General features: G+C 66.6%; 9 protein-coding genes. 2 read left to right on the top strand and 7 right to left on the bottom strand.

Going from position 1 to position 11491, the window contains the following annotated elements; all coding sequences use genetic code 11:
• Positions 1-237: 237 nt before the first annotated feature.
• Positions 238-1002 carry an SDR family oxidoreductase gene (locus HY058_04015; GenBank protein MBI3496454.1) on the top strand — a complete coding sequence of 255 codons (765 nt, stop codon included), beginning with the start codon at positions 238-240 and terminating at the stop codon, positions 1000-1002.
• A 130-nt stretch (positions 1003-1132) separates the two neighbouring features.
• Here the strand turns inward: HY058_04015 and HY058_04010 are convergent, their stop codons facing one another.
• Both HY058_04010 and HY058_04005 read right to left on the bottom strand, forming a co-directional pair.
• Positions 1133-2065 carry a glyoxylate/hydroxypyruvate reductase A gene (locus HY058_04010; protein ID MBI3496453.1) on the bottom strand — a complete coding sequence of 311 codons (933 nt, stop codon included), beginning with the start codon at positions 2063-2065 and terminating at the stop codon, positions 1133-1135.
• A 19-nt stretch (positions 2066-2084) separates the two neighbouring features.
• Positions 2085-2723 (bottom strand): transcriptional regulator, encoded by a 639-nt coding sequence (locus HY058_04005; GenBank protein MBI3496452.1) that lies wholly within the window; start codon positions 2721-2723, stop codon positions 2085-2087.
• A 134-nt stretch (positions 2724-2857) separates the two neighbouring features.
• Here HY058_04005 and HY058_04000 point away from each other — a divergent pair, with 134 nt between their 5' ends.
• On the top strand, positions 2858-4495 hold the full coding sequence (locus tag HY058_04000) for a Rieske 2Fe-2S domain-containing protein (GenBank protein MBI3496451.1): 1638 nt from the start codon (positions 2858-2860) through the stop codon (positions 4493-4495).
• A gap of 201 nt (positions 4496-4696) precedes the next feature.
• On the opposite strand, the gene HY058_03995 is transcribed toward HY058_04000, so the two are convergent.
• From HY058_03995 to HY058_03975, 5 genes are all read right to left on the bottom strand, one after another.
• Complete coding sequence (locus tag HY058_03995; GenBank protein ID MBI3496450.1) at positions 4697-5779, bottom strand: extracellular solute-binding protein; 1083 nt, start codon at positions 5777-5779, stop codon at positions 4697-4699.
• Positions 5776-6885: an ABC transporter ATP-binding protein gene (locus tag HY058_03990; GenBank protein ID MBI3496449.1), complete on the bottom strand. Its 1110-nt coding sequence runs from the start codon at positions 6883-6885 to the stop codon at positions 5776-5778. The genes HY058_03995 and HY058_03990 overlap by 4 nt, the downstream gene beginning before the upstream one ends.
• On the bottom strand, positions 6882-8594 hold the full coding sequence (locus HY058_03985; protein ID MBI3496448.1) for an iron ABC transporter permease: 1713 nt from the start codon (positions 8592-8594) through the stop codon (positions 6882-6884). The genes HY058_03990 and HY058_03985 overlap by 4 nt, the downstream gene beginning before the upstream one ends.
• Positions 8595-8781: 187 nt before the next feature.
• Positions 8782-10410: an ABC transporter ATP-binding protein gene (locus tag HY058_03980; GenBank protein ID MBI3496447.1), complete on the bottom strand. Its 1629-nt coding sequence runs from the start codon at positions 10408-10410 to the stop codon at positions 8782-8784.
• Positions 10407-11456: an ABC transporter permease gene (locus HY058_03975; protein MBI3496446.1), complete on the bottom strand. Its 1050-nt coding sequence runs from the start codon at positions 11454-11456 to the stop codon at positions 10407-10409. The genes HY058_03980 and HY058_03975 overlap by 4 nt, the downstream gene beginning before the upstream one ends.
• Positions 11457-11491 lie beyond the last annotated feature (35 nt).

The following is an 11491-nucleotide window of genomic DNA, read 5'->3' as shown; positions in this document are numbered from 1 at the left end:
GCCGCGCCGGCTTCGCTGATCTGCCCATGCCGCCAGCATGCCAAACCCCAGCACCTGGCGACACCCCAAAAACCCAATATCCACGTGGCTTCGGGTCGCCTTCAACCCCTCAATTCGCCCACTCGATTCCCTGATGAGCCACAAAAACTAAACCGGACAGCCGTGGGACGAGCCCGGCCATGACGAAATAATTCGAATCAGAAGACAGCGAACTAGGACGTTAGGGAGAGATCCAACATGGGTACGCTCGACGACAAGCTCGTCTGGATCACCGGTGCCGGCACCGGGATCGGACTCGCCGGTGCCAAGGAGCTGGCAGAGGCAGGCGCGCGGGTGATCCTCTCCGGGCGCCGCCAGGCGAAGCTGGACGAGGCGGTCGACGTCATCGCCAAGCAGGGGGGCAAGGCGACCGCGTTGGCGGTGGACGTGACCAAGGCCAAGGCGGTCGCCGAGGCCGCCGCCAAGATCGCCCAGGAGCACGGGCCTCTCGACATCCTCGTCAACAGCGCCGGCGGCAACGTCAAGGAGCGCTATTGGAAAAACCTGACGCCGGAACACTGGGACAATCTGGTCAGCACCAACCTCAACAGCACCTTCTATTGCATTCAGGCCGTGCTCCCGGCGATGCGTCGGCGCAAGGCCGGGCAGATCATCAACATCGCCTCCTGGGCCGGCCGCTTCGAATCGGCGATGGCCGGCGGCGGCTACTCAGCGGCCAAGCACGGCGTGGTGGTGATGACCATGTCGCTCAACCGCGAGGAATGCGTGAACGGCATCCGCGCCACCGCGATCTGCCCGGGCGAGGTGGCGACACCCATTCTCCTCGATCGTCCGGTGCCGCCCGGGCCCGACGAGCTAGCTCGCATGCTGCAGCCGGACGATCTCGGCCGCACCATCCGCTTCGTCGCCGAGATGCCGGCCCATGTCTGCATCAATGAGATCCTGATGGCGCCCACCTGGAACCGCGGCTTCTTGGGCGGCAAGGATCTGGAACGGCGGTGAGCGCCTCCGAAAGGATTCACCACGGAGGCACGGAGATCACGGAGACAAGAAGAATTTCTCGCGCAAAGCGCGCATGCATTCAGATCCTAACTCCGTGTTCTCCGTGCCTCCGTGGTGAATATTCCAATCTTCAGTATCCGACGGAAGGGTCGACGCGGTTGAGGAGGGGCTGGCCGGCGCGGGCGCGGCGGTAATTGTCGATGATCTGCGGCGATGCCGTGCTGGGATTGGTGATGGCGGCGATGTGCGGGGTCAGCACGACTTTGGGATGGCGCCAGAAGGCGTGATCCTTGGGCGGCGGCTCCTGGGCGAAGACATCGAGGGCGGCACCGGCGATGTGGCCGGACTCGAGGGCCGCCAAGAGATCGGCTTCGACGATCATGGCGCCACGGGCGGCGTTGACGATGGCGGCCCCCTTCGGCATGAGGGCGAGGCGGCGCCGGTCGAGGAGGCCCGTGGTCTCCGGCGTCAGCGGCAGCAGCATCACCAGAATGTCGGTGCGGGCGAGTAAGGCGTCGAGCCCGGCCGCCCCGGAGAAGCTCTCCACACCCGGAACCGTTTTCGGCCGCCGGCTCCAGCCGGCGATGGGAAAGCCGAAGGGAATGAGCTTGGCCGCCGCATCCTGGCCCAGCACGCCCAAGCCCATGATGCCGACCCGCCTTGTCGTCGAATCCGGCGACGGCACCTCCTCGCCCCAGATGCCGTCGGTCTGCAGGCGGCGATACTCCGGATCGTAGCGGTGGAATCTCAGCACGTTGAGCGCCACGAACTCGCTCATCGCGTTGGTCATCCACGGATCGACGATGCGGACGATCGGCAGGTTCGGCGGCAGGTTGGGATCGCGGAAGACGTGATCGACGCCGGCGCCGATCGAGCAGAGGCATTTCAAGTTCGAAAAGCGATGGAGCGAGCCCGGCGGGAATTCCCAGCCGAGCGCGAATTCGATCTCCGTTGGATCGCCGATCTCGGGCCAGACGCGGAAGTCGAGGCCGGGCTCGAGCCGGGTCAGCTCGTTCCGCCACCACTCGGTGCGGCCGGCCCCGGATTTGAACAGCATCGCCATGATCGGGGCTCGCTTGGCTTCAGTGACGGGGTGTGCGCCGAGGCTGCACGAGGTAGGCGCAGCGCCGAGCGCCGGCCAAGATGTGGTCGACGCGCTCGACGCTATGGTCCGGCAGGAGAGCCTTGAAGATTTCGAGCTCGGAGCGGCAGAACCCCTGGCAGGCGCGGGCTGCCGCGCAGACCGGGCAATGGTTCTCGACGAAGAGCGCGCCGCCACCGGGTGCGGCCAGGACTTCGGCCATGTAGCCTTCCTCGCAGCGCAGCCTGGCCAGGCGCTGGAGGCGGGCCTTCAAGGTCTTCGCACCTTCCAGGCCCTGGCGATAGCGGCTGAGCGTGTCGCGCTCGCGCTCGGCAATGAGCCGCTCCAGACCGTCGGGACCAAAGAGCTTCGCGACCGCACCGATCAGCTCTACCGTCACCTGCGCATGGCTGTCGGGGAAGCGCCCCTCGGCCTTGGCGCTCAAGCGCCACTGGCGCTTCGGACGGCCGACGGAATGCCGCTCATCGGTGTGCATCACCAGTCCGTCCTCCGCCAGACGGGTCAGATGCTGGCGCACCCCCATGGGGGTGATCGCCAGCAGGCGTGCCAGATCGGCTGCCGTCAGCGGCGCTTTCGTCTTAAGATGAAACAGGATGCGCTCGGCGGTGGGCTCGCTCATGGCTTCTTCCTAACATCGCGAGCGCCGGCCCTCAACGGAATTTGACAAGGAATGGCTTGACTAATGCGGCGGCCCGGATCCAAATAAGAAAAGCAATTGCTTTGCAAATCAGACGGCCCGCCGGGAGGAAGATCATGGGTAGGACCGAGATCGAGGCTGGAAGGGCAAGCGGCGAGACGCTTGGCGGGACCTGGCGCAAGGCCATCGAAGCCGCGAAGCTCGGTGGCGCCGGCAAGGCAGTCGCCAAGGTCGAGGGCAAGCAGATCGCGCTGTTTCAGACGGCAGACGGCGTCTTCGCCTGCAACAACCGCTGCCCGCATGAGGGCTATCCGTTGCGGGAGGGCACGCTCGACGGCGCCTGCGTGCTCACCTGCAACTGGCACAATTGGAAATTCGATCTCAAGACCGGCGCCAATCTCTATGGCGGGGACCGGCTCAGGACCTATCCGACCCGGACCGTCGACGGCGCGGTCTGGGTCGACATCGCCGATCCGCCGAAGGCGGAGCTGAGGGAGCGGGCGCTCGCCAACCTCAAATCCGCCTTCGAGGACGAGGAATATGACCGGATCGCCCGCGAGATCGCGCGGCTGGCGAAGGCCGAGGCGGATCCGGTGACCGCGGTCGCCGCCGCGATCGGATGGTCGCACGACCGCCTCCAATACGGCACCACCCACGCCTTCGCCGCGGCCGAAGCCTGGCTCCGACTCCATGACGGCAGCAACGATGCGGAGACCCGCCTCGTCGCCATCCTGGAGGCGATCGGCTACATGGCTTTCGAGGTCGCGGGCGAGGAGCATTTCCCCTATGCGGAGGCCGAGACGCCTTGGGACGAGGCGGAATTTCTGGCCGCGTTCGAGGCCGAGGACGAGACCCGGGCGATCGCCACTCTCCGCGGCGCCCTATCCCAGGGCCTGCACTTCGCCGACATCGAGGGGGCGCTGACCCGGGCGGCATTGGCGCATTACGCCGGCTTCGGCCACTCCCTCATCTATCTCCGCCACTCAGGCCGGCTCATCCAAAGGCTGGGGCGAAGCGTCGAGGCGCCGCTGCTCTTGGCCTTGGTGCGCGCCTTCGTCTATGCCCCGCGCGAGGATCGCATCCCCGAGTTCCGCGCCTATGGCGAAGCGTTCCGCTCCTGGCCGCGACCGGCGAACGGGAGCGGCGATGCCGCGGCGATGCCGCCCAACATCCGCGGGCGATCGGTCGAAGAGGCGCTGAAGGCGCTGGTCGATTCGGCAGAGACCGTGGCGCCGGCCAGGCTCTATGACGGGCTGTTGGCGGCTGCCGCCGCCAATCTCCTCGAATTCGACACCGGCTGGGATGCCAAGACCGACAGCACCGTCGCTCAGAACGTCAACTGGCTCGACTTCACCCACGGAATCACCTTCGCCAATGCGGCGAGAGCGCAATGCAGCCGCTTTCCCGAGCTGTGGCCGGCAGCCCTCCTGCAGATGGCCTGCTTCGTCGCCCGCAACACCGGCTTCACCCAAGAAGGCGATCACCTCGCGCGGTGGCGGGTCGGCGATCGCCAAGCCTTCCATGCCGACAGCATCCGCCGCATCACCGATCACGGCGAGGACCGCTACATTCTCTCAGCACATCTCCTGAAGACCTTCCTCGCCGCGAGCGAGGAGGTGGAGAGAGGATTGGCGCCGGAGATCGAGGGAGTGGTGCTGGCGGCACTCAACCGCTTCCTCAATGCCTCCCTCAAGCGCAAGCACGTGCGCCGGACCGCACACCAGGCCTTGAGCTTCGTCCAGCTCGAGGATTGAGGGACCGCGCTCGGTCGGCGCAACGGACCCTCACCCCATCGTCGGTCCGCTTTGCGGCCCCGACCCCGCGGTGCGGGAGAGGGGGCAAAATCGCGAGCCTTCTCCTGTCCCCTCTCCCGCCCGGGGAGGGTTGGGGAGGGGGTGATCCTCACCCCCTCCCAAAGCCCACCCCCCGGGAGAGGGTTAGGGTGAGGGTCTTCTCTACTGGAAGATTTCGTTGAAGCGGGCTTTGATCTCGGGCGTGGCGCGCTCGACATAGGCGTAGTCGACCGGCAGCAGCGCCAGGTCGCCCAGCTTGGGGCTTCCCGCCGGCGGGGGCACGTCCTTGCGCGAGGCGTAGTGGCCGTCGGCGGGGAACATCATCTGCACCGCGTCGCTCAGCATGAACTCAGCGAAGGCCTTCGCCGCATTGGGGTGGGGCGAGCCCTTGATGATCGCGGTGGGGGACGCGATGGCAAACGCACCTTCGCTCGGATAGATAGTCAGGATGTCGTGCCCGGCCTTGCGGTCGTCGACGGCGTAGCTGTCGAGCCCTTCGGCGGCGATCAGGCGCTCGCCGCGCTTCAAGGCATCCTCGACCTGCTCGTGGCCCTGCACGATCATGATGTCGTTGGCGCGCAGCTTTTCATAGAAGCCCCAGCCCAGCTTCTCGGCGAGCGTGGCGACAGCAATGAGCTGGAGGGCGGTGAATGACGGGTCCGCCATCACCAGCTTGCCTTTGTATTTGGCATTGGCGAGGTCGGTCCAGGTCTTCGGCCGATCCGCCGCCGGCACCTTGTCGGCGCGCACGAACATGCCCAGCATGTTGAGGCGCTGGGCGACGTAGAAGCCGTCCTTGTCCTTGGCCTCGTCCGGCACCGCATCGAAGAATTTCGGCTTGAAGGCGACGAAGACGCCGCGCCGCGCCAGGATCGCCGAGGCCGCCGGATCGGAGGTGGTGAGCACGTCGGCGGCGATGCGCTTGGCATCGAGCTCCTGCATGAAGCGGCTCATCACCGCCGAACCGCCGGAGCGGAAGAGCTGCACCTTGATGGCGCTGGCCTGCTCGAACAGGAGCGCAATCTTCTGTGCGGCCGCGATCGGCGTGGAGGTGTACCAATTGACCGCGGCTTCGCGCTTGGCCGCTGCCATGTCGACGGGGTCGGGGGTGAATTCCGCCGCACCCGCACCCCGGCCCAGCAAAAGGGGGCCCAGCAAGAGGGCGCCGAGCAGCAGCGCCGCTCCGGCGCACTTTCCGCGGAGCCTTGCCCAGCCTTGCATCATCGCCTCCCTTTGCCCGTTCATTGGCCCCGGGGCTCTTCCGCCACCTCACGCGGGAATACCGTGCATCCGCCATCTTCGATGATGATGCGGACGGTCGCACCCACCCCATGATCGATCGCGGCGGGGGCTTGCGCGCGGAGCCGGGTCCCGTTCGCCAGGACCAGGGTATACTCGCTCTGGCTGCCGAGATAGCTCAGCTCCTCGACCTCGGCCGCGACCGCATCCTCCGCGTCTGCGGCGACAGCGAAGCGGATCCGCTCCGGCCGGATGGCGATGTCGACGGCATCGCCCGGGCCGAGCCCCGGCGGCAGGGAGGCACGCAGGCGGAACGGCCCGGCGGCAACCAGCCCTCCGGCGGCGTCGCGCGCCTGAACGGTGCCCGGCAGCAGATTGACCACGCCCATGAAGTCGGCGACCACTGGGTTCGCCGGCCTCTCATAGACCTCGCGCGGCGTGCCGAATTGCTGCAGGCGGCCCTGATGCATGACGGCGATACGATCGGACAGCGCCAGCGCCTCCGCCTGGTCGTGGGTCACGTAGACGAAGATGATGCCGGTCCGGCGCTGCAGGGATTTCAGCTCCGAGCGCATGCGCTCGCGCAGCTTGGCGTCCAGGTTCGAGAGCGGCTCGTCGAGCAAGAGGATCGCCGGCTCGACGACCAGGCTGCGGGCGAGTGCGACGCGCTGCTGCTGGCCGCCGGAGAGCTCGCCGGGGAACCGGTCCTCGAGCCCGCTTAGATGCACGAGATCGAGGATCTTGGCGACGCGGTCGGCGGCCTCGCGCTTGGCCACTTTGTGGACGCGGAGCCCGAAGACGACGTTCTCGAACACCGTCTTGTGCGGCCACACGGCATAGTTCTGAAAGACCATGCCCATGCCCCGCTCCTCGGGCGGGACCACGCGCTCAGGGGCGGAGAGGAGGCGTCCGCCGACGGCGATGGTGCCGGCATCGGGCCTGAGATAGCCCGCGATCAGGCGGAGCGTGGTGCTCTTGCCGCAGCCCGAGGGCCCCAGCAGCGTGATGAATTGCTGCGGGCCGATGTCGAGGCTGAGCCCGCTGACGGCGGCCATCTCCGGGGTGGCGCCGCCATAGCGCTTGGTCAGTCCCTCGATCAGCATCCCGGTCATTGCGCGCTCTGGGTCATACCGACGCCGCGGCGCTCGCCGCCAAAACGATTGGCGACGGCGATGGCCGCCCCGATGATCGCCATGTTGAGGATGGCGAGCGCCGCCACCGGCTCGAGATGGCCGGTCTCATAGAGGTTGTAGACGGCAACCGCGAGCGTGATCGAGCTCGAGCTGAAGAGGAGGATGGAAGCGCTCAGCTCCTGGATCGCCGGCACGAAGATGAGAATCCAGCCGGCGAAGAGCGCAGGACGGATCAAGGGCAAGGTGATCTCCTTCAGGGTGAAGGCCCAGGAGGCGCCGAGGATGCGGGCACTCTCCTCCAGCGAAGGATCGACCTGGCGGAGTGCCGCATTGGCGGCGCGCACGCCGATCGGGATGTAGCGTGCGACATAGGCGAGGAGCAGGATCATGAGCGTGCCGTAGAGCGGCAGCGGCAGGCTCAGCCAGAACTGGATGAGCGCTACCGCCATGACGATGCCGGGCAGACCGAGGGGAATGAGCGAGACATAGTCGATGAGACGCCGGCCGATCACGGTGGTGCGGAGATCGATCCAGCCGATGACCACACCCAGCATGGCGGCGATGCTGGCGGCGAGCGTTGCCAGCACCAGGCTGTTCAGGATGGCGCGCTGGGTCACGTCATACTCGAACAGCACGAAACGATAATTGGCCAAGGTGAGGTTCTGCCAGAAGGCGAGGCCCCAGGACTTGCTGAAGGACACGGCGACGAGCGCCGCATAGGGCAGCAGAATGGCGACGATGAATATGAGAACCGAGAAACCGAAGACGAGCCAGCGCCAGGATCCGAGATCGACGAGCTCGGTCCTGACACCCTTGCCGGCAAGCGTCGCGTAGGAGCGGCGCGCGAGATAGGCCCTCTGCAGATAGAGGGCGAGAATGGTGATGGCCACCAGGATCAGCGACAAGGCCGAGGCGAGCCCGTATTGCGGCGGGTAGCTGAACAAGGCGTAGATCCGCGTCGGCAGCGTGAAGATGCGGCCGGGCAAGCCGACGATGGCCTGGGAGCCGAAAAGGGCGATGGCGTTGACGAAGCCGATGAGGGCCCCGGAAAGGATCGCCGGCGCCACCAGGGGGAAGGTGATCGACAAGGCGGTGCGGAGTTTGCCGGCGCCCAGGATCTGCGCCGATTCTTCGTAGGACGCATCGACCGATTCGAGCGCGCTCGCCGCCAAGAGATAGACGAAGGGGAAGGTGTGCGGCACCGTCACCAGCACCAGCCCCGCCATCGAATAGATGTTGAAGGTGAGGTTCGGCAGGCCCATGACGTCGCGCAGGAGCTGATTGGCGATCCCCGCATTCGGGCTAAAGAGATTGACGTAGGCGATGGCGATGAGGAAGGGCGGCGACAGATAGGCGATGCTCGCCGTCAGCCGCATGAAGGGCTTGCCCGGCACATTGCTGCGCGAGACCGCCCAGGCGAGCGGCACGCCGATGAGGATGCTGAGCAGCCCCGTCCAGGCGCCCAGCACCAGGGAGTTGATCAGCGCCTGATAGTAGAGCCGGCTCAAGAGTGCCCGCTCGAAATAAGCGAGCGTCACCCCGCGCTCGCCGGTGAGGCTGCCCCAGAACAGCCAGACGAGCGGCAGCACAATGAGGATGACCAGCGCCAGCATGGTCGCCGCCATCACCCAATGCTCGAGGCGGAGGCGCCCCGGCCGCGCAATGGGGTAGCGCCTCCCGGCCTGCATGGGGGCTCCGAAGGAGGTCAACGCCGGAGCCGCTTCATCGGCGCGTGGCGCGAAGGCGTGCGGGGCGGCGCTGCATCGGACGTTCCTCGGACGGAGGGTGTGCCTCTCTTGGCCGTCAGATTGGACGCAAGCGAGGGCAGGCGGCAAGCGCTCCTAACGGCAATGTGACCGGCGATGCGGTTCCGGGCTAGCTCTTCACCGCGTGCGTCTCCACCGCCTCCAAATCCAAGGCGGCGGCGAGCAACGCGCGGGTGTAGGGGTGCTGCGGGGCCATGAACACCTGCTCGGCCTCGCCATCCTCGACCACCTTGCCGTTGCGCATGACCATGATGCGGTGGCTCATGGCGCGGACGACCTTGAGATCGTGGCTGATGAAGAGATAGGCCAAGCCATGCTTCTCCTGCAGCCCGCGCAGGAGATCGACGATCTGGGTCTGCACCGACCGGTCGAGGGCCGAGGTCGGTTCATCGAGCACGACCAGGCTCGGCTTCAGCACGATGGCGCGGGCAATGGCGATGCGTTGGCGCTGCCCGCCGGAGAACTCATGGGGGTAGCGGTCGCGGGTGGTGGGGTCGAGCCCGACCTCGACCAGGGCGGCATCGATCATCCGCTGCCGTTCCGCCGCGTCATGCTGGAGGCCATGCACGGCCAGGCCCTCGCCGACGATCTCGGCCAACGACATGCGCGGGCTCAAGGAGCCGAACGGGTCCTGAAAGACGATCTGCATCTGACGGCGGAGCGGCTTCAGGCGACGGGGCCCGAGGCCCTGCAGGCTCTGGCCCAAGAAGACGACCGGCCCCTCGCTGTGGGTGAGCCGCAACAGGGCCAAACCCAAGGTGGTCTTGCCCGACCCGCTCTCGCCGACGACGCCCAGAGTCTCGCCGTGGCGGACCGCAAGGGAGACGCCATCCACCGCCTTGATGTGGCTGACCGTGCGCCGCATGAGCCCGCGCTTGATCGGAAACCACACCTTGAGCCCATCGGCTTCCAAGAGCACCGCGGCGTCTGGGTCGACCGCGGGCGGCGCTCCCTTGGGCTCGGCGTCGATCAGCCGGCGCGTATAGGCATGCTGCGGGTGGGCGAAGATCGGAGCGACCGGGCCTTGCTCGACGATCTCGCCATGGGTCATCACCGCCACCCTTCTCGCCACCTTGCGCACCAGGCGGAGGTCATGGGTGATGAGCAGCATCGCCATGCCGAGCCGCTCCTGCAGCTCCATCAAGAGCTTCAAGATCTGCGCCTGGATGGTGACGTCGAGCGCGGTCGTCGGCTCATCGGCGATGAGCAGATCGGGATCGTTGGCGAGCGCCATGGCGATCATCACCCGCTGGCGCTGACCGCCTGAAAGCTGGTGCGGATATTGGCCGAGGCGCTCCTCAATGCGGTCGAGCTGGACGAGATCGAGGAGCTCGAGGATGCGGGCGCGGGCCGCCGCCGGGCTCATCTCCTTGTGCAGGAGCAAGGTCTCGCCGATCTGCCGCTCGACCGTGTGCAGGGGATTCAAGGAGGTCATCGGCTCCTGGAAGATGATCGAGATCGCATCGCCGCGAATGCGCGTGAGAATTTCCCGGGGTGCGCCGATGAGCTCCTCGCCGGCAAAGCGAATGCTGCCGCCGGGATGGCGCGCCTGGGGGTAGGGCAGAAGCTGGAGGATCGAGAGCGCGGTCACCGACTTGCCCGAGCCGCTTTCGCCCACGATCGCCAAGGTCTCGCCCTTCTCCAGGGTGAAGGAGATGCCGCGGACGGCTTCGACCTCGCTCTCCCCCGATTTGAAGGTGACCTTGAGATCGGAGACGACGAGGAGCGGCTCGGTCATCCGACGGTCTTCCTGGGATCGAAGGCATCGCGCACGGCCTCGCCGACGAAGACGAGCAGGCTCAAGGTGAATGCCAGCACGGTGAAGCCGGTGATGCCGAGCCACGGCGCCTGCAGATTGTTCTTGCCCTGGGCCAGGAGCTCACCCAGCGAGGCCGAGCCCGGCGGCAGGCCGAAGCCGAGGAAATCCAGCGAGGTGAGCGTGGTGATCGAGCCATTGAGGATGAAGGGCATGAAGGTGAGGCTGGCGACCATGGCGTTGGGCAGCACATGGCGGCGCATGATGGTGATCGAGCCGACGCCCAAGGCGCGGGCGGCACGCACATAGTCGAAGTTGCGGGCGCGCAGGAACTCGGCCCTGACCACGCCCACCAGCGACATCCAGCTGAACAGCAGCATGAGCCCGAGCAGCCACCAGAAATTCGGCTCGACCACGCTCGCCAGAATGATCAGGAGATAGAGGATCGGCAGCCCGGACCAGATCTCGATGAAGCGTTGGAAGAGGAGGTCGGTCAACCCGCCGAAATAGCCCTGCACCGCCCCGGCGGCGACGCCGATCGCCGAGCTCAGCAGGGTCAAGGTCAATCCGAACAAGACCGAGATGCGGAAGCCGTAGATGAGCCGCGCCATCACGTCGCGGGCCTGATCGTCGGTGCCGAGCCAGTGGGTGGCCGAGGGCCGCGACGGCGCCGGCACCTCCAGATCGCGCACCACCGAGTCGAAGCGGTAGGGAATGACCGGCCACAGCATCCAGCCCTTGGCCTGGATGAGGGAGGCGACCTCCGGGTCGTGGTAGTCCGCCTCGGTCGGAAAGTCGCCGCCGAAGGTGGTCTCGGGGTATGTCGCCAGGACCGGCACATAGAAGCCGCCGTCGTAGCCAACGAGGATCGGCCGGTCGTTGGCGATGAACTCGGCGAACAGGCTCAAGGCGAAGAAGAACAGGAAGATCCACAAGGACCAGAAGCCGCGGCGGTTCGCGCGGAAATTCTGCAGCCGCCGCATGCCCAAGGGCGTGATCTTGAAGCCGAGGATGCGACCCGCGGGCATCGGCTCAGCACCCACGCCCAGGTCGCGGATGAATG

The sequence above is a fragment of the Pseudomonadota bacterium genome, assembly GCA_016195085.1.
Classification (GTDB): Bacteria; Pseudomonadota; Alphaproteobacteria; order SHVZ01; family SHVZ01; genus JACQAG01.
Note: the sequence above shows the minus strand (reverse complement) of the source record. Positions and strands in the feature narration are given on the sequence as shown.